At 71.7% G+C, this 23,060-nt stretch carries 20 protein-coding genes; 11 read left to right on the top strand and 9 right to left on the bottom strand.

The window, feature by feature from the left end:
* Together BG418_RS00995 and BG418_RS00990 are read right to left on the bottom strand one after the other, a co-directional pair.
* Positions 1–1,309, bottom strand: a 1,309-nt coding sequence (locus tag BG418_RS00995) for a helix-hairpin-helix domain-containing protein (protein ID WP_317453452.1), incomplete at its 3' end; no start/stop codon positions are given.
* On the bottom strand, positions 1,306–2,289 hold the full coding sequence (locus BG418_RS00990; protein ID WP_188271678.1) for an aldo/keto reductase: 984 nt from the start codon (positions 2,287–2,289) through the stop codon (positions 1,306–1,308). The genes BG418_RS00995 and BG418_RS00990, both read right to left, overlap by 4 nt.
* A gap of 174 nt (positions 2,290–2,463) precedes the next feature.
* Here BG418_RS00990 and BG418_RS00985 point away from each other — a divergent pair, with 174 nt between their 5' ends.
* The gene (locus BG418_RS00985; protein WP_188271677.1) at positions 2,464–3,519 is read left to right on the top strand and encodes an LLM class F420-dependent oxidoreductase; all 1,056 of its coding nucleotides are present in this window, start codon (positions 2,464–2,466) and stop codon (positions 3,517–3,519) included.
* Positions 3,520–3,757: 238 nt separating this feature from the next.
* Positions 3,758–4,546 (top strand): ferritin-like domain-containing protein, encoded by a 789-nt coding sequence (locus BG418_RS00980; protein ID WP_188271676.1) that lies wholly within the window; start codon positions 3,758–3,760, stop codon positions 4,544–4,546.
* Positions 4,547–4,567: 21 nt separating this feature from the next.
* On the opposite strand, the gene BG418_RS00975 is transcribed toward BG418_RS00980, so the two are convergent.
* Entirely contained in the window at positions 4,568–5,584 is a 1,017-nt protein-coding gene (locus BG418_RS00975) for a magnesium and cobalt transport protein CorA (protein ID WP_188271675.1), read from the bottom strand.
* 59 nt (positions 5,585–5,643) lie between these two features.
* Between BG418_RS00975 and BG418_RS00970 the strand changes: the two genes are divergently transcribed.
* From BG418_RS00970 to mshC, 4 genes are all read left to right on the top strand, one after another.
* Positions 5,644–6,330 (top strand): histidine phosphatase family protein, encoded by a 687-nt coding sequence (locus BG418_RS00970; protein WP_188271674.1) that lies wholly within the window; start codon positions 5,644–5,646, stop codon positions 6,328–6,330.
* Positions 6,331–6,423: 93 nt separating this feature from the next.
* The gene (locus BG418_RS00965; RefSeq protein WP_188271673.1) at positions 6,424–7,014 is read left to right on the top strand and encodes a DUF3090 domain-containing protein; all 591 of its coding nucleotides are present in this window, start codon (positions 6,424–6,426) and stop codon (positions 7,012–7,014) included.
* Positions 6,978–7,808, top strand: coding sequence for an SCO1664 family protein (locus BG418_RS00960; protein ID WP_188271672.1), 831 nt, complete (start codon positions 6,978–6,980; stop codon positions 7,806–7,808). Before BG418_RS00965 ends, BG418_RS00960 begins: the two co-directional genes overlap by 37 nt.
* A 129-nt stretch (positions 7,809–7,937) precedes the next feature.
* Entirely contained in the window at positions 7,938–9,167 is a 1,230-nt protein-coding gene (mshC, locus tag BG418_RS00955) for a cysteine--1-D-myo-inosityl 2-amino-2-deoxy-alpha-D-glucopyranoside ligase (protein ID WP_188271671.1), read from the top strand.
* A 104-nt stretch (positions 9,168–9,271) separates the two neighbouring features.
* Here the strand turns inward: mshC and BG418_RS00950 are convergent, their stop codons facing one another.
* The 3 genes from BG418_RS00950 to BG418_RS00940 all read right to left on the bottom strand — a co-directional run bounded on the left by BG418_RS00950 (position 9,272) and on the right by BG418_RS00940 (position 12,912).
* Positions 9,272–9,805: a hypothetical protein gene (locus BG418_RS00950; RefSeq protein ID WP_188271670.1), complete on the bottom strand. Its 534-nt coding sequence runs from the start codon at positions 9,803–9,805 to the stop codon at positions 9,272–9,274.
* A 90-nt stretch (positions 9,806–9,895) separates the two neighbouring features.
* The gene (locus tag BG418_RS00945) at positions 9,896–11,659 is read right to left on the bottom strand and encodes a S8 family serine peptidase (RefSeq protein WP_188271669.1); all 1,764 of its coding nucleotides are present in this window, start codon (positions 11,657–11,659) and stop codon (positions 9,896–9,898) included.
* Between the two features lie 236 nt (positions 11,660–11,895).
* The gene (locus BG418_RS00940; RefSeq protein WP_188271668.1) at positions 11,896–12,912 is read right to left on the bottom strand and encodes a PAC2 family protein; all 1,017 of its coding nucleotides are present in this window, start codon (positions 12,910–12,912) and stop codon (positions 11,896–11,898) included.
* A gap of 348 nt (positions 12,913–13,260) precedes the next feature.
* Here BG418_RS00940 and BG418_RS00935 point away from each other — a divergent pair, with 348 nt between their 5' ends.
* Genes BG418_RS00935 through BG418_RS00915 form a run of 5 tightly spaced genes read left to right on the top strand, consistent with a single transcriptional unit; the run spans position 13,261 to position 18,982 of the window.
* The gene (locus BG418_RS00935; protein WP_188271667.1) at positions 13,261–14,586 is read left to right on the top strand and encodes an enolase C-terminal domain-like protein; all 1,326 of its coding nucleotides are present in this window, start codon (positions 13,261–13,263) and stop codon (positions 14,584–14,586) included.
* A complete protein-coding gene (locus BG418_RS00930; RefSeq protein WP_188271666.1) occupies positions 14,583–15,398 on the top strand; it encodes an SDR family NAD(P)-dependent oxidoreductase in 816 nt (271 codons plus the stop codon). The genes BG418_RS00935 and BG418_RS00930 overlap by 4 nt, the downstream gene beginning before the upstream one ends.
* Positions 15,399–15,429: 31 nt before the next feature.
* Positions 15,430–16,461: a sugar ABC transporter substrate-binding protein gene (locus BG418_RS00925; RefSeq protein ID WP_188271665.1), complete on the top strand. Its 1,032-nt coding sequence runs from the start codon at positions 15,430–15,432 to the stop codon at positions 16,459–16,461.
* A gap of 2 nt (positions 16,462–16,463) precedes the next feature.
* The gene (locus tag BG418_RS00920) at positions 16,464–17,960 is read left to right on the top strand and encodes a sugar ABC transporter ATP-binding protein (protein ID WP_188271664.1); all 1,497 of its coding nucleotides are present in this window, start codon (positions 16,464–16,466) and stop codon (positions 17,958–17,960) included.
* Positions 17,957–18,982: an ABC transporter permease gene (locus BG418_RS00915; protein ID WP_188271663.1), complete on the top strand. Its 1,026-nt coding sequence runs from the start codon at positions 17,957–17,959 to the stop codon at positions 18,980–18,982. Before BG418_RS00920 ends, BG418_RS00915 begins: the two co-directional genes overlap by 4 nt.
* A gap of 63 nt (positions 18,983–19,045) precedes the next feature.
* Here the strand turns inward: BG418_RS00915 and BG418_RS00910 are convergent, their stop codons facing one another.
* The 3 genes from BG418_RS00910 to glpK form a co-directional block, all read right to left on the bottom strand.
* Positions 19,046–19,717 (bottom strand): FadR/GntR family transcriptional regulator, encoded by a 672-nt coding sequence (locus tag BG418_RS00910; RefSeq protein WP_188271662.1) that lies wholly within the window; start codon positions 19,715–19,717, stop codon positions 19,046–19,048.
* 166 nt (positions 19,718–19,883) lie between these two features.
* Positions 19,884–21,494: a glycerol-3-phosphate dehydrogenase/oxidase gene (locus tag BG418_RS00905; RefSeq protein WP_188271661.1), complete on the bottom strand. Its 1,611-nt coding sequence runs from the start codon at positions 21,492–21,494 to the stop codon at positions 19,884–19,886.
* 5 nt (positions 21,495–21,499) lie between these two features.
* Entirely contained in the window at positions 21,500–23,047 is a 1,548-nt protein-coding gene (gene glpK / locus BG418_RS00900; protein WP_188271660.1) for a glycerol kinase GlpK, read from the bottom strand.
* Positions 23,048–23,060: the final 13 nt, after the last annotated feature.

The raw sequence follows: 23,060 nt of genomic DNA, 5'->3' as shown, positions 1-23,060 counted from the left end.
CGTCCCGGCTGTGCGCGGCGGCGGCCGCCCGCAGGCCCAGAGCGTGCGCGGCGGCGACCACGGCGGCCGATTCGGCGCGGGCGGCCTCGCCGCCGGAGTGGGTGACCAGGCCGTTGCCCGCCACGGCCCGGATCAGCTCGGCGGCGGACGGCGAGGGGGCCGAGGCCGCCGCGTCCGTCCACTCCGAACCGTCGTCCTTCACCGGGGCGTTGGCCAGCCGGGCCAGGCCGTCGGCCAGGCTCTCCTCGGCGAGCGCGTACCGGTCGAGGCCGAGCAGCACCTCGACGGGGGCACGCTCCGCCTCGTCCTCGTCCTCGTCCGTCTCGTCGTCCGGGGCGCTCTCCTCGCCGTCCAGCGCGGCCACCCCGTCCTGGAAGACCAGCACCACGCCTTCGGTGATCGCGTGCTGCACGGCCTCGTCCGGCTCGGGCACGGAACGCTCGGCCAGGGCCGCCTTCACCGCCTCGACCGGGAGCGCGGTGTGGCCCTGGACCGACGCGTGCTCCAGGACCCAGCCGACCAGCGCGGCCGCCCGGCGCGGGTCGTCCGGGCCGCATCCGGCGCCGAGCAGCGCCCGCGCGAAGCCGTCGGCCTGCTCGGGCCGCACCCCGGGGACGGCGAGCAGCTGCCAGGGGTCGGCCCGCAGTACCTCGGCCGCCTGCTCGCCCAGGGCGTCCGTGACCTGCGGAGCGAGGGAATCCGGGGCGCCGCCTTCGGTCAGCACGTCCCGGGCCGCAGTAAGCGCCTCCGGTCCGGCCGCCGCGCGCGGGGGCTGCGGCACCTGCGTACGTACGGGCGCGGGCGCCGTCGACGGAGCGGGGCGGCGGGGCGCGGGGGCGGCGGCGAAGAAGGCCGTGCCCGACTTCTCGCCGCTCTCCACCGCCCGTACCGCCGCGAGCAGGTCGGCGGCCTGGCCACTGAGCTTGGTCCCGGCCTCGACGGGCCCCTCCTTCTCGGCCTTGCGCGCCTCGATCCGCGCCCGCAGCTCGCGCTGGGCCGCCAACTCGGCCTGAGCGTCGGACACGTCGGGGCCGCCGCCCTCGGTCGCGTCGGCGCCCGCGGCCGCCGGACCCGCCTCGTCCGCGCCTTCGCCTGCGGCGCTCTCCCCGGCCGGGCCGTCGCCCGTCTCCGCCGTGTTCTCGCCCGCGGCAGCCGGAGCCGGATCCTCCGTGCCTTCGGGGGTGTCGGCGGACGCGTCGGCGCCGTCAGCCGTGACGGCTTCCTCGGCCACCTCGGCCACACCGTTCTCGGCGCCGAAGGCGCCTTCGGCCGGGGTTCCGGGGGACGTCCCCGGGGGAAGCGCGGTCACAAGGTGCTCCAGTCCTGGTCGGGATAGCGGTGCACGGGCGCCGACACATCGTCGAGCGCCCGGCAGATCTCGTCTGGAAGACTAAGCGTCTCCACTGACAATGCCGCCGCGAGCTGCTGCGCGTTGCGCGCGCCGACGATCGGCGCGGCCACCCCGGGCCGGTCCCGGACCCAGGCGAGCGCGACTTGCAGCGGCGTCGTCGCGAGGCCGTCCGCGGCTATCGTCACCGCGTCGACGATCCGGCTCGCCGCCTCGTCCAGATACGGCGCGACGAACGGCGCCATGGTCTCGGACGCCCCGCGCGAGTCGGCCGGGGTGCCGTTGCGGTACTTGCCCGTCAGCACCCCGCGCCCCAGCGGCGAGGACGGCAGCAGCCCGATCCCGAGGTCGAGCGCGGCCGGCAGCACCTCCCGCTCCACACCCCGCTGGAGCAGCGAGTACTCCATCTGCGTACTGGCAAGGCGGGTCCGGACGCCCGGCCCGGCCAACTGCCAGGTGGCCGCCTTCGCGAGCTGCCAGCCGCAGAAGTTGGACACGCCCGCGTACCGCACGCGACCGCTGCTCACCGCGAGGTCCAGCGCCTGAAGCGTCTCGTCGAGCGGGGTCGCCGGGTCGAACGCGTGCACGTGCCAGATGTCCACGTAATCCGTGCCGAGACGTTCCAGCGACTCGTCGAGCGCGGCGAGCAGATGGCCGCGCGAGCCGTCGAAGCGGCGGTCCGGGTCGGGCACGCTGCCCGCCTTGGTGGCGATCACCAGGTCCCGGCGCGGCACCAGCCGCTCCACCAGCTGCCCGAGCAGGTACTCGGCGTCCCCGCCCCCGTACACGTCCGCCGTGTCGACCAGCGTGCCGCCGGCCTCCCAGAACGCCTTCAACAGATCGGCGGCGTCGTGCTCGTCGGTGTCCCGGCCCCACGTGAGGGTGCCGAGCCCGATCCGGGATACGCGCAGGCCCGTACGGCCCAGGTGCCTCTGCTCCATGGGCGCTGAGAGTACTGTCCCCGGCGCCGACCGGTGAGAGCCTGTGGACAACCGGCGCCCGCACGGTCGCACGCGCCCCGGACCGGACCGGAGCCGCCTGCGGCCTGCCGCGGCGACCGCCCGCGCGCTAGAGTCCCCGGCACAGGGACGTTACTGATCAGTAAGGGGACCGCCATGCGGCTCGGGATCAACCTCGGCTACTGGGGCGCCGGAATGGACGGCGACAACCTCGCCGTCGCCCAGGAGGCCGACCGGCTCGGCTACGACGTCTGCTGGGCCGCCGAGGCCTACGGCTCGGACGCGCCGACCGTACTGGCCTGGGTGGCCGCCAGGACCGAGCGTATCGACGTGGGTTCGGCGATCCTGCAGATCCCGGCCCGCCAGCCCGCGATGACGGCGATGACCGCCGCCACCCTCGACTCGCTCTCCGGCGGCCGCTTCCGCCTGGGCCTGGGCGTCTCGGGCCCGCAGGTCTCCGAGGGCTGGTACGGCGTCAAGTTCGACAAGCCGCTGGCCCGCACGCGTGAGTACGTGGAGATCGTCCGCCGGGCGATGACCCGTGAGCGGCTGTCGTTCGAGGGCGAGCACTGGACGCTGCCGCTGCCCGGCGGCCCCGGCAAGGCGCTCAAGCTCACCGTCCACCCCGAGCGCGAGCACATCCCGCTCTACATCGCCGCGATCGGCCCCAAGAACCTGGAGCAGACCGGCGAGATCGCCGACGGCGCGCTGCTGATCTTCCCGTCCGCCGATCACCTGGAGGACACCGCGATCCGCCACATCCGGGCGGGCCGCGAGAAGGCGGGCAAGACGATGGAGGGCTTCGACGTCTGCCCGACGCTGCCGCTCGCGCTCGGCGCGGACAGCGACGTCAGCGCGCTCGCCGACATGTTCCGCCCGTACACCGCGCTCTACGTGGGCGGCATGGGCAGCCGCAAGCAGAACTTCTACAACCAGCTCGCGCAGCGCATGGGGTACGAGAAGGAGGCCGCCGAGATCCAGGACAAGTACCTGTCCGGCGACAAGACGGGTGCGGCCGCCGCCATTCCGCAGCAGCTCATCGACTCCACCACGCTGCTCGGCTCGGTGGAGCGCATCGCCGACCGGATGCGGGCCTACGCCGCCGCCGGGGTCACCACCCTCACCCTGGCGCCTGCGGGCTTCACGCTCGACGAGCGGATCGCGGCCCTGCGCGCGGGCACCGAGGCGCTGGAGCGCGCCGGTCTGGCGTAGTCGTACGGCAGTCGTACGAAGGAAAGTCTGCGGCCGTGGTGGGGGCTCGGGGGGTCTTCCCCGCCACGGCCGTCATCCCGAACAACGCTCCGCGCGTCGGTCGGGTTACGGGCGGACACACCTCCGCGCGCTCCTTCGTTCGGCCTAGTCCGCCGAGGCCCCTGTTGCCCCGTTCTGTCCCCCGTATTTGACTTGCTCTTTGCAGATGTCTGTGCGGGAGTCATGCGGAGGTACGGCGATGCTTTCGGCCAAGAGCCTGTTCCAGGAGATCCTCGACAACGACGAGTCGTTCCGGCTCTTCTGCTCGATCGCGGCCAGCGGCGAGACCCAGGGCGGCTGGGAGAACGGCCGGATCTCCGCGCTCGTCCCGCCGGAGCAGCACGACCTCGCCCCCAAGATCGCCCGGCACGGCGCCGACGAGGACAAGCACGGGCGGATCTTCAACGCGCTCCTGAAGAAGCGCGGCCTGACCCCCGTCCCGGTCCCGGCGGAGACCGACTACACGATGCTCCTGGAGCGCAGCGGCATCGGCCTCGCCCATGAACTGCTGCGCGACGACAAGCCGCTCACCGAGCAGGACATCGTCACCTACCTCGCCCACAGCCGCGTCACCGAGCAGCGGGCGTCCGACCAAATGGTGATGCTGGTGCGGTACTTCGGGGATCACCCGGACGTGGGCAGGGCGATCCGGATGATCAGCGCCGACGAGGACAACCACCTCGCGTACTGCCACGAGGAACTGCTGCGGCTCGCGTACGCCGGGCACGGGCGCACCATCCAGCGCGTGCTGCGCGAGTGCGCGCTCGCCGAGATCCGCGTCTACCGGGACGTGAGCCTCGCCGTGATGGACCACATGGGCCGCATCCTGCGCTGGCCGAAGGCCAAGTCCGCGGCGCTGGCCGCCGGGATCCACGGCGTGTACGCGTACGAGCGGGCGGCAGGCTGGCGGCGCATGGTCAGCCTGACGATGCCCGAGCGGCGCGACGCGCTCGGCGGACCGGCCACGCGCGCGCCCGAGTTCGCGTGAACCCTTCGCTGTTACGGGAGTTCAGAGCCAGCCCCGGCGCTTGAACGTGCGGTGGAGCAGGATCTCAAGGGCCGCCATCAGGGCGAGGACCGCCGGATACGCCCAGACGAACTTGAGCTCCGGCATGTGGTCGAAGTTCATGCCGTAGATCCCCGCGACCATCGTCGGGACGGCCGCCATCGCCGCCCAGGCGGAGATCTTGCGCATGTCGTCGTTCTGCCGCACGCCCATCTGCGCGAGATGGGCGGAGAGGATGTCCGAGACCAGCCGGTCCAGGCCCTCCACGCCCTCGTTGGCCCGGATCAGATGGTCGCTGACATCGCGGAAGAACGGCTGCGCCTTGTCGTGCACGAACGGCACCCCGGCGCCCGCGAGCCGCTGCATCGGTTCGGCGAGCGGGACGCTGGCCCGGCGGAATTCGAGGACCTGCCGCTTGAAGGTGTAGATCCGCGAGGCGACCGTGCTCCCGTTGTGCTGCGTGCGGCCCTTGCCATCGCTGCCGGCGGGCGCGAAGACCTGCGTCTCCAGCTCCTCCAGGTCCGTCTGGAGCTCGGCCGCGACCTCCGTGTAGTGGTCGACGACGGCGTCGCTCACCGCGTACAGGACGGTCGTGGGACCGTGCCGCAGCAGCTCCGGCTCCGCCTCCAGACGCTTGCGCACGGCATGCAGCGGCGAGCCCTCGCCGTGCCGGACCGTCACCACGAACGAGTCGCCGATGAAGAGCATCAGCTCCCCGGTGGTCACGGTGTCGCTGTGCGGCTCGTACGAGACCGGCTTGAGGACCACGAACAGCGAGTCGTCGTACACCTCCAGCTTGGGCCGCTGATGGGCGAGCAGCGCGTCCTCCACGGCCAGCGCGTGCAGCCCGAACTCATGGCTGACCAGGTCGAACTCGTCCTCGGTCGGCTCGTACAGGCCCAGCCACACGAACGCGTCCCCGGCCGCCCGGGCCTCTTCGAGCGCGTCCGAGTAGTCGGGCGGGCCCTCCGTGCGGCGGCCGTCCCGGTAGATGGCGCAGTCGACGATCACGGCGCGCATTCTTCCGCGAAGCGGCACCGCCCGCACCCCTGCGGTCCGCTCGGCCTACCCTGGCGGGCATGGCCACGCTGATCCTCGTACGTCATGGACGCTCCACCGCCAACACCTCCGGCCTGCTGGCCGGGCGCACCCCAGGTGTCCATCTGGACGAGCGCGGCGCCGCGCAGGCCGCCGCCCTGCCGGACCGGCTCGCCGCCCTGCCGCTCGCCGCCGTCGTCTCCAGCCCCCTGGAGCGCTGCCAGGAGACCCTGCGGCCGCTCCTCGACGCCCGGCCCTCGCTCGCGCTCCACACCGACGAGCGGATCAGCGAGTGCGACTACGGCGACTGGTCGGGCCGCAAGCTCGCCGAGCTCTCCGACGACCCGCTGATGGAAGTGGTCCAGCAGCACCCGTCGGCCGCCGCGTTCCCCGGCGGCGAGTCCATGCGCGCGATGCAGACCCGCGCCGTGGAGGCGGTACGCGAGTGGAACGCGCGCGTGGACGCGGACCACGGGCCCGACGCCGTGTTCGTCATGTGCTCCCACGGCGACATCATCAAGTCGATCGTCGCCGACGCCCTCGGTATGCATCTCGACCTCTTTCAGCGGATCTCGGTGGAACCGTGTTCCCTCACCGCGATCCGTTACACCCGGCTGCGCCCGTTCCTGGTGCGCCTGGGCGAGACCGGCGACCTCGGCGCGCTCGCCCCGAAGGAGTCGCCCGCCACGAGCGATGCCGAGGTCGGGGGTGGCGCGGGAGCACCGTGATCGCCGGGCGCAGTAGGGTGGACGGGCCGAAAACCCGCGCTCCGCCCGGCGGCCCGGCACCGATCGCACCATCCGACCTAGGGAGACCAGGACGTGCCCCGTCAGGTGTTCTTCTACGACCCGCCGGACCGTTTCGTGGCCGGCACGGTCGGGCTGCCCGGACGCCGGACGTTCTTCCTCCAGGCGTCCGCGGGCAGCCGTACCACCAGCGTCGCCCTGGAGAAGACCCAGGTGGCGGCGCTCGCCGAGCGGATCGACGAGCTGCTCGACGAGGTCGTGCGCCGCACCGGCGGCAACGCGCCCGTCCCGGCCGTCGCCCCCGCCGACGTCACCGACACCGCCCCCCTCGACTCGCCGGTCGAGGAGGAGTTCCGGGTCGGCACCATGGCGCTGGCCTGGGACGGCGAGGAACAGCGCATGGTGATCGAGGCGCAGGCGCTGGTCGAGCTCGACGCCGACTCCGAGGAGGACCTCGCGGAGGCCGAGGAGCGGCTGCTCCAGGACGACGAGAACGGTCCGCCGATGCTGCGGGTGCGCCTGACCGGCGCGCAGGCCCGCGCGTTCGCCAAGCGCGCCCTCGACGTGGTCAACGCGGGCCGCCCGCCGTGCCCGCTGTGCAGCCTGCCGCTCGACCCGGAAGGACACGTATGCCCGCGCCAGAACGGATACCGACGGGGAGCCTGACGGCGGTGGACCTGCTCGCCAAGGGCGAGCTCACCGTCCGCGGCCAAATCCGCGAGGCGTCCAACGCGGTGCTCTACTGCTCCGTCTCGTACGAGGGGCACAGCGCCCACTGCGTCTACAAGCCGGTCGCCGGCGAGCGGCCGCTGTGGGACTTCCCCGACGGCACGCTCGCCCAGCGCGAGGTCGCCGCGTACGAGGTCTGCGCGGCGCTCGGCTGGGACCTGGTGCCGGCGACCGTGCTGCGCGACGGGCCGTACGGGGAGGGCATGGTCCAGCTGTGGATCGAGGTGCCCGACGGTGACCCCGAGGGGGACGGGCTGCTCGCGCTCGTCGACGGCGAGGAGCCGGGCGAGGGCTGGAAGGCGGTCGGGCTCGCGGACGTCGGCGAGGGCCGCACGGCGCTGCTCGTGCACGCCGACGACGAGCGGCTGCGGCGGCTCGCGGTGCTCGACGCCGTGATCAACAACGGCGACCGCAAGGGCGGCCATCTGCTGCCCACCGGGGACGGGCACCTGTACGGCATCGACCACGGGGTCACCTTCAACGTCCAGGACAAGCTGCGGACCCTGCTGTGGGGCTGGGCGGGCGAGCCGCTGACGGACGAGGCGGTCGGGGCGCTGACCGGCCTCGCCGCCGCGCTGGCCCCCGGCGAGCCGCTGGCCGCCCGCCTCGCCGAGCTGATCACGGCGGACGAGGTGGAGGCGCTGCGCGAGCGGGTGGCGGCGCTGCTGGCGGAGGGTGTGCACCGCAGTCCGTCGGGGGAGTGGCCGCCGATTCCGTGGCCGCCGGTGTAGCGGCAGGCCACCGGTCCGCCCGATATGTGCCCGCCCTGCATGGAACCGGATCCCGCGCAAGAGGGGTCATTCGGCCAAGTGCGCGGATCCGGTTCGAATATGGAGCGTGCGTCCGGTTACGCTCAAGACATGCATGCCTGGCCCGCTTCTGAGGTCCCCGCCCTGCCCGGCAAGGGCCGCGACCTCCGGATCCACGACACCGCGACCGGCGGTCTGGTCACCCTCGACCCCGGTCCCGTCGCCCGTATCTACGTCTGCGGCATCACCCCGTACGACGCGACCCACCTGGGTCACGCGGCGACCTATAACGCGTTCGACCTCGTTCAGCGCGTGTGGCTCGACACCAAGCGGCAGGTTCACTACGTCCAGAACGTGACGGACGTGGACGATCCGCTCCTGGAGCGGGCCATCCGCGACGGGCACGACTGGACCGAGCTCGCCGAGCGCGAGACCGCCCTCTTCCGCGAGGACATGACCGCGCTGCGGATGCTTCCGCCGCAGCACTACATCGGCGCGGTCGAGGCGATACCCGGGATCGTCCCGCTCGTCGAACGCCTGCGGGACGCGGGCGCCGCGTACGAACTCGACGGGGACATCTACTTCTCCGTGGAGAGCGACGCCCACTTCGGCCAGGTCTCCCACCTGGACGCCGAGGCCATGCGCCGGCTCTCCGCCGAGCGCGGCGGCGACCCCGAGCGCCCCGGCAAGAAGAACCCGCTGGACCCGATGCTCTGGATGGCCGCCCGCGAGGGCGAGCCGAGCTGGGACGGCGCCAGCCTGGGCCCCGGCCGGCCCGGGTGGCACATCGAGTGCGTCGCCATCGCCCTGGACCACCTCGGCATGGGCTTCGACGTGCAGGGCGGCGGTTCCGACCTCGTCTTCCCGCACCACGAGATGGGCGCCTCCCACGCCCAGGTGCTCACCGGCGAGTTCCCGATGGCCAAGGCGTACGTCCACGCCGGCATGGTCGCGCTCGACGGCGAGAAGATGTCGAAGTCCAAGGGCAACCTGGTCTTCGTCTCCACCCTGCGCCGCGAGGGCGTCGACCCGGCCGCGATCCGGCTCGCGCTGCTCTCGCACCACTACCGGGCCGACTGGGAGTACACCGACCAGGTCCTCCAGGACGCCGCCGAGCGGCTGGGCCGCTGGCGCGCGGCCGTCTCCCGCCCCGACGGGCCGTCCGCGGACGCGCTGGTCGAGGAGATCCGCGAGGCCCTGGCGAACGACCTGGACGCCCCGACGGCGCTCCTGGCCGTGGACCGCTGGGCCGCCCACCAGCAGAGTGAGGGCGGTACGGACGAGGGCGCGCCCGGCGTGGTCTCGCGCGCCGTCGACGCACTGCTCGGCGTGGCCCTGTAACCCTCACGCATAAACGCTTTTTCGCATACGCACGGCCGGGCGCCGGGTGGGCACTGCCCCACCCGGCGCCTTCTGCGTGCGGTCGGCGCTACTGCCGGGTTCCCCTACTGCCGGTTCACCACGACGGCCTGGATCGCGCCCGTCTTGGTGTCGTAGAACCCGATGACCTGCTGGCCGAACGCGAACGCCTCCTGGACCGCGTCATGCGTGACCTGGTTCGGGTTCACCAGCGGGTGCCAGTTGCCCGCGATGAAGAGGTACAGGATCGAGGGCTGGCCGGGCAGCGGGGTCACCACGTCCCAGAACTTGGTGGCGATGCCGCTGGTGATCGTGGCGGCCTCGACCGCGCTCGGCAGCACGAGCGGCTGCTGGGTCTGCTGACCCTGCTGCATGCCGCCCATCTGCTGGAGCAGCTGCTGGAACGGCGGCTGCTGGCCGAGCTGCTGGAGCTGCTGCTGGATCTGCGGCGGCGAGGTGTTCGGGCCCTGCTGCTGACCCTGCGGATACCCCTGCTGCTGGCCGTACGGGTAGCCCTGCTGCGGGATGCCCTGCTGGCCCTGGGAGTAGCCCTGTTGGGCCTGCGGGAAGCCCTGTTGCTGACCGTACTGCTGCTGACTCATCTGCGGGGTGGTGCTCATGGTGGTGTCACCTTCCCTGTGTCGATGCGTGGGTCGGTCATGGGTGGGTTGGGTTGGGTTGGATGGTTGGTGGGCCGGCGTACGGAACGCTCAGCCCGCGACGACCAGGCCGACGACTTCGTCGTCCGAGAACCAGACGCGCACGTCGGGGCGGCCCTGCGCGAAGGCGGAGTGCACCGCCTGACGCAGCTCCGGCGCCGGGTCGTTGAGGTTGCGCCACGCCCCGGCGACGAACAGCCGGAGCCTCGGGGGCAGTTCATGGGGGTACGGGATCAGCTCGTCCCAGTACCGCTCGGCCTGGCCGGTGCCGACCGTGGAGGGCATCAGCCGGGTCACGGCCGCCTTGATGTCGGGGCGGCTGCCGATGCGCTGCGAGGCGGGCCGCCCGGGCGCGTCCTGTTGCGGCGAGCCGGTCGAGCGCAGCACCTCACGGGCGCGTTCCGGGGTCATCGGCGCGAGGTGGGCCGCCTTCAGCATGCCCTGGAGGCAGGCGAGGGCGCCGGCCGCGATCGGGGCCGCCGAGGACGTACCGGAGAAGGTGTCCGTGTACCAGGCGATCTCCTCGGCGCCGCCCTGGAGTTCACCGGCCCGGTCCCAGAACCCGCCGGTCGTGGTGGTCTCCCGGCCCCAGCCCTGGGCGTCGATCCGCGCCCCGTAGTTGGAGAACGCGAGCCGTGAGCGGTCCGGGCCGTGGTCGCGGCCGTGGGTGCCGGGCGGCGGTGCGCCCGCGCCGACCAGGACCGCGCCGGAGGACCGGTTGGACGGGTTGAACGGGTTGCGCCAGGTCTCCGGGAACCGCTCCGGCCGCCGCTCGTACAGCGCGTCGTCGAGGCTCTCCGCGCCGTTGCCCGCGGCCGCCACCACCAGGACGCCCCTGGCGGTCGCCCAGCGGATCGCGGCGAAGTCGTCCGGCCACCACTCGATCGCGATGTACCCGGCCTGGTCGTCACGCTGCTCATAGGCGAACCGGGGCCCAGGCCGGTGCAGTTCGATCAGCACGATGTCGCCGGGGGAGAGCCGTTCGGCGGCCGCGTGGATCGCCGCAGCCGTACCGATGGACCGGAACGACGCGGCCGCGGTGACCGCCTGGGGCGCGATTCCGGTGATGCCCTTGTCGTCGCGGTCGCCGCCGATGACGCCGAGGACCGAGGTGCCGTGGTTGCGCCACGCCAGGTCCTGCACGGGGGTGCCGACGACGATCCCGGCGAGCTTCTCCGCCAGGTCCTCGTGCCCCAACTGCCAGGCGCCCTCGACGTCGACGACGGTGACGCCCTCGCCGGAACCTCCCGGCCGCTGCCAGGCCCAGTACGCGTCCACGCCCTCGGGCGCGGCCCGCAGATAGCCCTGGCGGCCGGTGAAGTCGGGGGTGGCGGGCGTGCCTTCCTTCAGCCGTGCGCCCGTCGCCCCGTTCTGGGCCGGATACGAGGCCGGGACGGCCCCCGGCTTCACATACGCGGTCTCGATCTCGGGCAGGGCGGCCAGCCGGGCGGCGAACTCCTCGGCCCGGTCGGCTCCGCCGCGTACGCGGTAGAACAGCGACAGGTCGGGGAGGGTGCCCTGATCGACGCCCGGCCGGCCGGGCCGCTCCGCCGCGTGCAGCCGCTCCTCACGAAGGCGCTCCTCGCGGCCGAACAGGGGCTCCAGGGCGAGTTGTTCGTCGCCGAGGAACAGGGTGAGCGCCGTGGTGTCCGCTCCGGAGGCCGAGCCGATGCCCTGCGCGTCGACGCGGAGCCGTGCCTCGGCCCGCGCGACGACGATCAGTTCCGGCTCGGCGCCTTGATAGGTGAATCCAGCTCCATCGGGTCCGGGGCCCGCGGTTCCGGGGCCCTGGCCCGGGAGTGCCTGATCGGTCATCGCCGCTGCAGCTCCCATCCGGTGCCGTGTCGCTCCCTACCCGGCACACCCTGCTACCACGACGCCGACTCGTCCACCCTGTTCGGCGAACGATGTTTGAAATAATGGGACGTTGGGCAACCCGAGCAAATCCGGCCGGATACGGCCCGTCGGGGCCGCACCATTAGGGGCGCGGGGAACTGCGCGACCAGCCACACACGATCCGCAGCCGACCGACGACATCTCCAGCCGAGCTCTTAGTCGTCCGAGGACTCCGCACCCGCACCGTCACCCGGATCCTCAGGCTCCTCCCGAGGGGGCTTGGGGGGCCGAGTACGCCCACTCCCCGTATCGCGCAGATACGACGTGGACTCACCACCGTCCGTGGCGTGGCCACCAGCCACCGACCCAGGTCCGGGGCCAGGCCCGGGCCCACCGTCCCGCCGCCGCAAATACCGCTCGAACTCCCGGGCGATGGCCTCCCCGGAGGCCTCCGGCAGATCCGCCGTGTCCCGGGCCTCCTCCAACGTCTGGACGTACTCGGCCACTTCACTGTCCTCGGCAGCGAGCTGATCCACACCGAGCTGCCACGCACGCGCGTCCTCGGCCAGTTCGCCCAGCGGGATGCGCAGGTCGATCAGGTCCTCAAGCCGGTTGAGCAGGGCGAGCGTGGCCTTCGGATTGGGCGGCTGCGACACATAGTGCGGCACCGCGGCCCAGAGGCTCACGGCCGGAACGCCCGCGTGCGTGCACGCCTCCTGGAGGACGCCGACGATGCCCGTGGGCCCCTCGTACCGCGTCTCCTCCAGATCCATCGTGCGCGCCAGGTCCGGGTCCGAGGTGACGCCGCTGACCGGCACCGGCCGGGTGTGCGGGGTGTCGCCGAGCAGCGCGCCCAGGATCACCACCATCTCCACGCCCAGCTCGTGCGCGAAGCCCAGGATCTCGTTGCAGAACGAGCGCCAGCGCATCGACGGTTCGATCCCGCGCACCAGCACCAGGTCGCGCGGCTTGTCGCCGCCGACGCGCACCACGGAGAGCCGGGTGGTGGGCCAGGTGATCCGCCGGACCCCGGCCTCCAGGAACACGGTCGGCCGGTTGACCTGGAAGTCGTAGTAGTCCTCGGCGTCGAGCGCGGCGAAGACCTCACCCTTCCACTCGCGTTCCAGGTGGGCGACCGCTGAGGAGGCGGAGTCGCCCGCGTCGTTCCAGCCCTCGAACGCGGCGATCATGACCGGGTCGACCAGCTCGGGAACTCCCTCCAGCTCGATCACCCAGTGCCTCCCTCCGAAGTTCTCTTGCGTACGCCCCAACCTTACGGCTTCAGCCATACCCCGCCGCAGCCCCCGTGCACGGTCCTCTCCCCGCCGGAGTGATCCCCGCATGAACGGGCAGCAGCCGGGGAAACGCGCCCCTCGACCCCGTATTCATCCGAGCTGTTCGACGAACACGGCGAGGAATGTTCCGTCCCGACCCTGGACTCCGGCACTTCCCCGGCGCTATACATCGGAATACATCGGATGACCGCGAGAGGTCGGATGTCCGAGCAGGTGTTCGTCGCAAGAGTTCTTCAACGGGACTCCAGCAGGACCTTCAGCAGGACTCAGCCACAGGGGGCGCGCATGAGGCCGAGTGTCACCGGGTTCGACGTATACGACATCCGCTTCCCCACTTCCGAACAGCTCGACGGCTCGGACGCGATGAACCCGGACCCGGACTACTCGGCCGCCTATGTGGTGCTCCGCACCGACGGCTCCGCGCGCACCGAGGGGCACGGCTTCGTCTTCACCATCGGCCGCGGCAACGATGTCACCGCCGCCGCCATCGAGGCCCTGCGGCCGTACGTGGTGGGCCGCCCGGCGCCGCGCACGGCCGCCGACCTCGCCGCCCTCCACCACGACCTCACCCATGACTCGCAACTGCGCTGGCTCGGCCCCGACAAGGGCGTCACACACATGGCGGCCGGAGCCGTCGTCAACGCCGCCTGGGACCTCGCCGCGACCGCCGCCGGAATGCCCGTCTGGGAGTTCCTGGCCGCGATGAGCCCCGAAGAGCTGGTCTCGCTCGTCGACTTCCGCTATCTCACCGACGTCCTGACCAGGAGCGACGCCCTCGCCATCCTGCGCGCCGCCGAACCGGGGCGGGCCGGGCGGGCCCGGCTGCTGCGCGCCGAGGGCTATCCCGCGTACACCACCTCGCCGGGCTGGCTCGGCTACGACGACGCCAAACTGGTCCGGCTCGCCAAGGAGGCCGTCGCGGACGGCTTCGCCCAGATCAAACTGAAGGTCGGGGCCGACCTCGACGACGACGTCCGCCGACTGCGCCTGGCCCGCGCGGCCGTCGGGCCCGGAGTGCGCATCGCCGTCGACGCCAACCAGCGCTGGGACGTGCCGGACGCGCTGCGCTGGATGGCCGCGCTCGCCCCGTACGCACCGCACTGGATCGAGGAGCCGACCAGCCCCGACGACATCCTGGGGCACGCGGCGGTGCGGGCCGGGCAGCCGGTGAAGGTCGCCACCGGTGAACACGTCGCCAACCGGGTCGTGTTCAAGCAGCTGCTCCAGGCGGGCGCGGTCGACTTCGTGCAGATCGACGCGGCCCGGGTGGCCGGTGTCAACGAGAACCTGGCGATCCTGCTGCTGGCCGCCAAGTACGGCGTCCCCGTCTGCCCGCACGCGGGCGGGGTGGGGCTGTGCGAACTCGTCCAGCATCTGGCGATGTTCGACTACGTGGCCGTCTCCGGCAGCCGCGAGGACCGGGTCATCGAGTACGTCGACCACCTCCACGAGCACTTCGTCGACCCGGCCGTCATCGAGGGCGGCCGCTACCGGGCGCCCAAAGCCCCCGGGTTCTCCGCCCGGATGCGCCCCGAGTCCCTGGCCGCCTACCGCTATCCGGACGGGCCCGAGTGGCAGGCCCGCCGCCCCGCCCAGGAGGTCCTCTCATGACGCGCGAGTTCACCCCGGCCGACGCCGCACCACAGGACTTCGCAGGGATGGCCGCCCTGGTCACCGGCGGCGCCTCCGGGATCGGCGCGGCCACCGCCGGGCTGCTGGTCGCCCGGGGCGCGCGCGTGGCCGTGCTCGACCGGGACATCAAGGGCGCCCCGCACGGCACCCTAGCCCTGGAGGCGGACGTCACCGACGACGCGGGCGTACGGGACGCGGTGGGTCGGGCCGTACGCGAGTTGGGCGCGCTGCACACGCTCGTCTCCAACGCCGGGATCGGCGCCGTCGGTACCGTCGAGGACAACGACGACGCCGAATGGCACCGAGTCCTCGACGTCAACGTCCTCGGCATGGTCCGCACCGCCCGCCACGCGCTGCCGCATCTGCGCCAGGCGGCCGCCGAGCGGCCCGGCCACGTCTCGATCACCCACACCTGCTCCATCGCCGCCACGGCCGGGCTGCCGCAACGCGCCCTGTATAGCGCCGCCAAGGGCGCGGTGCTCTCCCTCACCCGCGCCATGGCCGCCGACCACGTACGCGAAGGGGTGCGCGTGAACTGCGTGAACCCCGGCACGGCGGACACCCCGTGGATCGGCCGGCTGCTCGCCCGGGCGGACGACCCCGAGTCCGAGCGGGCCGCGCTTGAGGCCCGCCAGCCGATGGGACGGCTGGTCGCGTCCGATGAAGTGGCCGCCGCCATCGCGTACTTGGCGAGCCCGTCCGCCGCCGCCGTCACCGGTACCGCCCTGGCCGTCGACGGCGGTATGCAGGGCCTGCGCCTGCGCCCCACCATGAGCCGCAGCACCACCTGAGCCCGAGCCGCGAGCCACGAAGGACGAAACCATGAGAGTGCGTACGACAACCGCCGCCGTCTGCACCGCGCTTGTGGCGGTCGCGGCACTGACGGGCTGCAACCGCGAATCCGGCGGCGGGAGCGACAAGGTGGGCATCGACCTGCCCCGCAGCGACAGCGACTTCTGGAACTCCTACCAGCAGTACCTCTCCAAGGGCACCAAGGCCGCCGGGATCTCGGCCCTGCCGCTCACCAACTCCCAGAACGACATCGGCAAGCTCGTCGCCAACGTCACCGCCTTCATGGACCAGGGCGCCAAGGCGGTCGTGATGGCCCCGCAGGACACGGGAGCCGTCGCCTCGACCCTGGACACGCTCCACCAGAAGAAGATCCCGGTGATCAGCGTCGACACCCGCCCCGACAAGGGCGACGTCTACATGGTCGTACGGGCCGACAACAAGGCGTACGGCGAGAAGGCCTGCACGTTCCTCGGCGAGCAGTTGAAAAGGAGCGGCGAGGTCGCCGAGTTCCAGGGCGACCTGTCCTCCATCAACGGTCGCGACCGCTCCGAGGCGTTCAAGGCATGCATGACCAAGAAATACCCCGCCATCAAGGTCTACGAGCTGGCCACCGACTGGAAGGGTGACGTGGCCTCCGCGAAACTCCAGTCGACGCTCGCCGCGCACCCGGGCCTGAAGGGCATCTATATGCAGGCGGGCGGTGTCTTCCTCCAGCCCACGCTCGCCCTCCTGGAACAGAAGCACCTGCTCAAACCGCCGGGCACGCCCGGCCACATCACGATCGTCTCCAACGACGGCATCCCCGAGGAACTGGACGCCATCAAGGCCGGGAAGATCGACGCCACCGTCTCCCAACCCGCCGACCTGTACGCCAAGTACGCGCTGTACTACGCCAAGGCGGCCCTGGACGGGAAGACGTTCAAGGAGGGCCCGACGGACCACGGCTCCACCATCGTCAAGATCCCGAACGGCTACGAGGACCAGCTCCCGGCGCCGCTGGTCACCAAGGCGAACGTGGACGACCCGGCGCTCTGGGCCAACCAGCTGAGCAAGAAGAGCTGACGATGGCAGCCGAACCCGCCGTCCACGCCGAGGGCGTCGTCAAGCGCTTCGGACCGACCCTGGCGCTCGACGGTGTCTCGTTGACCGTACGGGCGGGCGAGTCCCACGCGCTGGTGGGCCGCAACGGCGCCGGCAAGTCCACGCTGGTAGGTGTCCTCAGCGGACTGCACCGCCCGGACGCCGGCACGCTCACCTTCGGCGGCGCCCCCGCACCCGCCTTCGGCGACCGGGCGGCCTGGCAGTCCAAGGTGGCGTGCGTCTACCAGAAGTCCATGGTGGTCCCGGATCTCACCGTCGCCGAGAACCTGTTCCTGAACCGGTTCGAGGGCCGGCGGATCCGCTGGGGACGGCTGCGCGGGCGGGCGGCGGACCTGCTCGCGGAGTACGGGGTGCGGGTCGACCCGGACCTACGCGCGCGTGAACTGACCGTGGAACAGCGCCAGTTCGTGGAGATCGCCCGCGCGCTGTCGTTCGGCGCCCGGCTGATCGTCCTGGACGAGCCGACCGCCCAGCTGGACGCGCGCGGCATCCAGCGCCTCTTCACCAAGGTGCGCGAACTCCAGGACCAGGGCGTGGCGTTCCTGTTCATCTCGCACCACCTCCAGGAGGTGTACGAGCTGTGCACGGCCGTCACCGTCTACCGCGACGCCCGCCATGTGCTGACCGCACCGGTCGCCGAGCTGGCCAAGGACGACCTGGTGGCGGCGATGACGGGCGAGTCGGCCGCCGCCACGTCCTGGCGGGCCGCCACCCGTACCGTGAACGAGGGCGAACCGGTCCTGCGGGCCGAAGGACTGGCCCTGGAGGGGGAGTTCGAGCCGCTGGACCTGTCCGTGTGCCCCGGCGAGGTGCTCGGCCTCGCGGGGGCCGCCGCCAGCGGGAACACCGCGCTCGGCGAGACCCTGGCCGGGATGCGCCGGGCGACGGCGGGCCGGGTGTCGGTGCGCGGGCGGACGGTGAAACCCGGCAGCGTGCCGCACGCGCTCGCGGCCGGGATCGGCTACATCCCCGAGGACCGCCACCGCCAGGGCCTGGTGCCCCAGCGCTCGGTCGCCGAGAACGCCACGCTCACGGTCACCGACCAGCTCGGGCCGTGGGGGACCGTACTCCCGTCCCGTACCAGGGAGTTCGCGAAGTCGATGATCGCCTCGCTCGACATCAAGACCCAGGGCCCGGGACAGGCGGTCTCCGGTCTGTCGGGCGGCAATCAGCAGAAGGTCGTGGTGGCCCGGGCCCTTGCCCGTGAACCCGTGGTCCTGGTCGCCGTGCGCCCTACGGCCGGGGTCGACGTCAAGTCCAAGGAAGCGCTGCTCGCGGTGGTACGGCGGGTCGCCGACGAGGGGAAAGTGGCCGTGATCGTCTCCGACGAGCTGGACGACCTGCGGGTGTGCGACCGGGTGCTCGCGCTCTTCCACGGGCGGGTCGTCGCCGCGTACGACAGCGAATGGAGCGACCGGGAACTGGTCGCCGCCATGGAAGGTGTGGGGGAGCGGCCATGACCGACACGGTGACCACGGCGCCCGCCGATCTCGCGGACCCCGGCCCGCTGCGGCGGCTCGCGCACATCCGCTGGAGCGACTTCTCGCTGGTCCCGGTGATCCTGGTCCTGATGGTGATCGGCTTCATCGTCTCGCCGGTCTTCCTGACCTCGGACAACCTCATCAGCGTCATCCAGCAGTCCTCGGAGCTCAGCCTGCTGGTGCTGGGGCAGGCGCTAATCCTGATCTGCGGGCGGATGGACCTGTCCCTGGAGTCGACGATCGGGATCGCGCCGGTGATCGCGATGTGGCTGGTGCTGCCGTCCGAGGGCGGCCGGTTCGCGGGGCTGGGGCTGCTGCCCACCTGGACCGCGATCCCGCTGTGCCTCCTGGTGGGCCTGCTGATCGGTACGGTCAACGGCTTCCTGATGCTGAAGCTGAACGTCAACGGGTTCATCGCCACGCTCGGCATGCTGACCATGCTGCGCGGGCTCCATGTCGGCATCACCGAGGGCAAGTCGATCACCGATGTGCCCCGGTCGTTCCGTTATCTGGGCATGACCGACTGGCTGGGCGCCCCGGCCGCCGTCTGGATCTGCCTGACCCTGTTCGCCGTCGGCGGGGCGGCGCTCGCCTGGCTGCGGCAGGGGCGCGCGCTGTACGCGATCGGGGGCAACCCGGAGGCGGCGCGGGCGGCGGGGATCCGGGTGGACCGGATCACGTGGGTCGTGCTCGCGCTCGGCGGCCTCCTCGCCGCGTTCGCGGGGATTCTGTACACGGGCCATTACGGCTCGGTCGCCGCGACGCAGGGGAACGGGTGGATCTTTCAGGTGTTCGCGGCGGCTGTGATCGGCGGGATCAGCTTGAAAGGCGGCCGGGGCACGCTCTTCGGTGCGCTCACCGGTGTGCTGACGCTGCAACTTGTTGTCAACGTGATGACGTTGGGCGGCGTCCCGGCGCTTTGGAACCAGTTCCTTAACGGGGCGATCATCATTGTTGCGCTGGTGATCTCGCGGTTCGCCAGTGGGGAGAAGCAGGACTGAGTTTGTCTGCGGGCCGTCGGTGGCTGATCGCGCAGTTCCCCGCGCCCCTAAAGGCCGGCGCGCTCAGAGTGTTGACCTCAGCCACTGCTCCACGCTCGCGATGTGCACCGTCGCCCACGACCTCGCCGCCTCCGCGTCGCGGTCGCGCAGGGCCGCGAGGATGGCGCGGTGTTCGTGGAGGGTGCGGGAGACCGCGTCCTCCTGGGTGAGGCCGCGCCAGACGCGGGCCCGGGTCGTGGGTCCCGAGAGGCCGTCCAGGAGGGAGCAGAGCACCGAGTTGCCCGCGCTCTGCACGATCCCCCGGTGGAACTCCAGGTCGCACGCGACCAGCTCCTCCACCGACGGGTTCGGGCCGAGCGCATCCAACTGGGCGGAGAGCGCGTCCAGTTGCGCGTCCTCGATCCGCGCCGCGGCCATCGCCGTCGCCGCCGGTTCCAGGATCCGCCGTACCGCCAGGAACTCCAGGACCGTGTCGTCCCGGTGGAAGTCGACGACGAAGCTCATCGCCTCCAGGAGCAACTGGGGGTCCAGGCTGGTCACATACGTACCGTCGCCCTGGCGCACATCCAGGATGCGGATCAGGGACAGCGCGCGGACCGCCTCGCGCAGCGAGTTCCTGGACAGACCGAGTTCGGCGGCGAGCTCGCTCTCCTTGGGCAGCCGGTCGCCGGGGCGCAGCGCACCGGAGACGATCATTTCCTTGATCTTCTCGATGGCCTCGTCGGTGACTGCCATGGGGCGACCTCCATACAGGGGTATGCAGCGCAGGGGCATACATCCGATGAATCGGGCCCCATTATGCGTCCCCGGCCGCATCGGCGTATACGAGCGCATACGAAAGGGGCGGCTCCCCCCGTGGGAACCGCCCCTTCCGGCGCGTACTGGCTCGACTAACTATACGTCAGTTCTTCTTGCCGAGCAGGTCGTCGACCTTGCCGCGGATCTCGTCCGTGGCAAGGCCCCGGATCGTGAGCGTGGTGCGGCGGCGCAGCACGTCGTCGGCCGTCTCGGCCCACTCGTGGTCGCGCGCGTAGACGACCTGCGCCCAGATCTCCGGCGCGTCCGGGTGGATGCGCTCGGCGAGCGCCGCGTCCTCGTTGGCCATGCGCGCGATGTCGAAGGACAGCGAGCCGTAGTGCGTGGCGAGGTGCTTGGCGGTGTCGGCGGCCATGCGCGGGCCGGGCGCCGGGCCGTCCACCATCAGGCGGTGGGCGACGGCGCGCGGGTTGGCTATGCCGGGCAGCGGGAGCTTGCCGGGGAGCTCGGAGATGGGCTCGAAGTCGTCACCGAGCGGGCGGCCGGGAAGGGCCTCCAGCTTCTTCATCACCGTACGGCCGATGTGGCGGAAGGTCGTCCACTTGCCGCCGGCGACCGACAGCATGCCGCCGCGGCCCTCGGTGACGACCGTCTCGCGCTTGGCCTTCGAGGTGTCGCCGGGACCGCCCGGAAGGACGCGCAGACCGGCGAAGGAGTACGTGATCAGATCGCGCGACAACTGCTGGTCGCGGATGGAGAACGCGGCCTCGTCCAGGATCTGGGCGGTGTCCTTCTCGGTGACCGCGACGTCCCCCGGGTCGCCCTCGAACTCCTCGTCGGTGGTGCCGAGCAGGAGCATGTCCTCCCAGGGGAGGGCGAAGGTGATGCGGTACTTGTCGATCGGGGTCGCCAGCGCGGCCTTCCAGGGGGAGGTGCGCTTGAGGACCAGGTGCGCGCCCTTGGACAGACGGATGGAGGGGGCTGCGTCGGGGTCCTCCATCTTGCGCAGGTGGTCGACCCACGGGCCGGTGGCGTTGAGGACGAGGCGCGCGTTGACGCCGAACTCCTCGCCGCTGAGGCGGTCCTTGAGGTCCGCGCCCGTCACCCGGCCCTTGGTGAAGCGCAGACCGCTCACCTCGGCGTGGTTGAGGACGACGGCACCGGCCTCGACGGCGGCGCGCACCGTCATCAGGGCCATCCGGGCGTCGTTCATCTGGTCGTCGCCGTACACGGCCACGGCCTTCAGGTTGTCCGTGCGCAGCTCCGGCACGTCCTGCGCGGCCTTGGAGGGCGAGAGCAGGTGGCCGACGCCGTCACCGAAGGCGGACAGGGCCGAGTAGGCGAAGACGCCCGCGCCCAGCTTGGCCGCGCCGTGCGGGCCGCCCTTGTACACGGGCAGGTAGAAGGTGAGCGGGTTGGCGAGGTGCGGGGCCACCTGACGGGACACCGCACGCCGCTCGAAGTGGTTCTCCGCCACCAGCTTCACCGCGCCGGTCTGCAGGTAGCGCAGACCGCCGTGGAGGAGCTTGGAGGAGGCGGAGGAGGTGGCGCCGGCGAAGTCGCCGGCGTCCACCAGGGCCACCCGCAGCCCGGACTGCGCGGCGTGCCAGGCGGTGGAGATGCCCAGGATGCCGCCGCCGATCACCAGGAGGTCGTACGTCGCCTTGGAAAGCTGCTCCCGAGTTTCGGCGCGGCTCGGGGTCGAGCCGGAGGCCGGGTGCGTCCCAAGGGCAGGGACGCTCTGCAGGGTGGTCATTTCGATTACTCCTCGTCCTCGATCCAGCCCATGGTCCGCTCGACGGCCTTGAGCCAGCTCTTGTACTCGCTGTCACGCTTGTCGGCGTCCATGCGAGGGGTCCATTCCGCCGCCCGGCGCCAGTTGGCGCGCAGCGCGTCGGTGTCCGGCCAGAAGCCGACGGCCAGACCGGCGGCGTAGGCGGCGCCGAGGCAGGTCGTCTCGGCGACCATCGGACGCACGACGGGCGCGTCCAGGAAGTCCGAGAGGGTCTGCATCAGCAGGTTGTTGGAGGTCATGCCGCCGTCGACCTTGAGCGCGGTCAGCTCGACGCCGGAGTCCTTCGTCATGGCGTCGGTGATCTCGCGGGTCTGCCAGGCGGTGGCCTCAAGGACGGCGCGCGCGATGTGCGCCTTGGTGACGTACCGGGTGAGGCCGGCGATCACACCGCGGGCGTCGGAGCGCCAGTACGGGGCGAACAGGCCGGAGAAGGCCGGCACGAAGTACGCGCCGCCGTTGTCCTCGACCGAGAGCGCCAGCGTCTCGATCTCGGCGGCGGTCTTGATCATGCCCATCTGGTCGCGCATCCACTGGACGAGCGAGCCGGTGACGGCGATCGAGCCTTCGAGGGCGTAGACCGGCTTCTGCTCGCCGATCTGGTAGCCGACGGTGGTCAGCAGGCCGTTGTACGAGTTGACGGGCTTGTCACCGGTGTTCATCAGCATGAAGGTGCCGGTGCCGTACGTGGACTTGGCCTCGCCCTCCGAGAAGCAGGTCTGGCCGAACAGGGCCGCCTGCTGGTCGCCGAGCGCGGAGGCGACCGGGATGCCGTCCAGGACGCCGCCCTTGGCGTGGCCGTAGACCTCGGCGGAGGAGCGGATCTCGGGCAGCACGGCCGCCGGGATCTCCATGGAGGCGAGGATCTTCTCGTCCCACGCCATCTCGTGCAGGTTCATGAGCATCGTGCGCGAGGCGTTGGTGACGTCGGTGACGTGGACACCGCCCTCGACACCGCCGGTCAGGTTCCAGATGACCCAGGAGTCCATGGTGCCGAAGAGGATCTCGCCGCGCTCGGCGCGCTCGCGCAGGCCCTCGACGTTGTCGAGCAGCCAGCGGACCTTGGGGCCGGCGAAGTACGACGCGAGCGGGAGGCCCGTCTCGCGGCGGAAGCGGTCCTGGCCGACGTTGCGGCCGAGCTCCTTGCAGAGCGCGTCGGTGCGGGTGTCCTGCCAGACGAGCGCGTTGTGGACGGGCTCACCGGTGTTCTTGTCCCACAGCAGCGTGGTCTCGCGCTGGTTGGTGATGCCGATCGCCTTGACGTCGGCGGCCGTGATGCCCGCCTTGTCGATGGCGCCCGCCACCACTTCCTGGACGTTGGTCCAGATCTCGGCGGCGTCGTGCTCGACCCAGCCCGGCTTCGGGAAGATCTGCTCGTGCTCCTTCTGGTCGACCGAGACGATCCGGCCGTCCTTGTCGAAGACGATGCAGCGGCTGGAGGTCGTGCCCTGGTCGATGGCCGCGATGAACGGACCGTGACCGTGCGAGGCGGCCTGGGTGGAGTGGGTGTCGCTCACGGAATCTCCTGGA

The organism is Streptomyces sp. CBMA152 (assembly GCF_014596475.1).
In the GTDB taxonomy this organism is placed as follows: Bacteria; Actinomycetota; Actinomycetes; order Streptomycetales; family Streptomycetaceae; genus Streptomyces.
The sequence above is the reverse complement of the archived record's forward strand: the minus strand, read 5'-3'. Positions and strand labels throughout refer to the sequence as shown.

Excerpts from the sequence above, each read along its gene's own strand:
- BG418_RS00980 (WP_188271676.1), top strand. The coding sequence starts at position 3,758 with ATGCTTTCGGCCAAGAGCCTGTTCCAGGAGATCCTCGACAACGACGAG.
- BG418_RS00950 (WP_188271670.1), bottom strand. The coding sequence starts at position 9,805 with ATGAGCACCACCCCGCAGATGAGTCAGCAGCAGTACGGTCAGCAACAG.
- BG418_RS00970 (WP_188271674.1), top strand. The coding sequence starts at position 5,644 with ATGGCCACGCTGATCCTCGTACGTCATGGACGCTCCACCGCCAACACC.
- BG418_RS00925 (WP_188271665.1), top strand. The coding sequence starts at position 15,430 with ATGAGAGTGCGTACGACAACCGCCGCCGTCTGCACCGCGCTTGTGGCG.
- BG418_RS00910 (WP_188271662.1), bottom strand. The coding sequence starts at position 19,717 with ATGGCAGTCACCGACGAGGCCATCGAGAAGATCAAGGAAATGATCGTC.
- BG418_RS00935 (WP_188271667.1), top strand. The coding sequence starts at position 13,261 with ATGAGGCCGAGTGTCACCGGGTTCGACGTATACGACATCCGCTTCCCC.
- BG418_RS00960 (WP_188271672.1), top strand. The coding sequence starts at position 6,978 with ATGCCCGCGCCAGAACGGATACCGACGGGGAGCCTGACGGCGGTGGAC.
- BG418_RS00915 (WP_188271663.1), top strand. The coding sequence starts at position 17,957 with ATGACCGACACGGTGACCACGGCGCCCGCCGATCTCGCGGACCCCGGC.
- BG418_RS00930 (WP_188271666.1), top strand. The coding sequence starts at position 14,583 with ATGACGCGCGAGTTCACCCCGGCCGACGCCGCACCACAGGACTTCGCA.
- mshC (WP_188271671.1), top strand. The coding sequence starts at position 7,938 with ATGCATGCCTGGCCCGCTTCTGAGGTCCCCGCCCTGCCCGGCAAGGGC.
- BG418_RS00975 (WP_188271675.1), bottom strand. The coding sequence starts at position 5,584 with ATGCGCGCCGTGATCGTCGACTGCGCCATCTACCGGGACGGCCGCCGC.
- BG418_RS00920 (WP_188271664.1), top strand. The coding sequence starts at position 16,464 with ATGGCAGCCGAACCCGCCGTCCACGCCGAGGGCGTCGTCAAGCGCTTC.
- BG418_RS00985 (WP_188271677.1), top strand. The coding sequence starts at position 2,464 with ATGCGGCTCGGGATCAACCTCGGCTACTGGGGCGCCGGAATGGACGGC.
- BG418_RS00945 (WP_188271669.1), bottom strand. The coding sequence starts at position 11,659 with ATGACCGATCAGGCACTCCCGGGCCAGGGCCCCGGAACCGCGGGCCCC.
- BG418_RS00905 (WP_188271661.1), bottom strand. The coding sequence starts at position 21,494 with ATGACCACCCTGCAGAGCGTCCCTGCCCTTGGGACGCACCCGGCCTCC.
- BG418_RS00990 (WP_188271678.1), bottom strand. The coding sequence starts at position 2,289 with ATGGAGCAGAGGCACCTGGGCCGTACGGGCCTGCGCGTATCCCGGATC.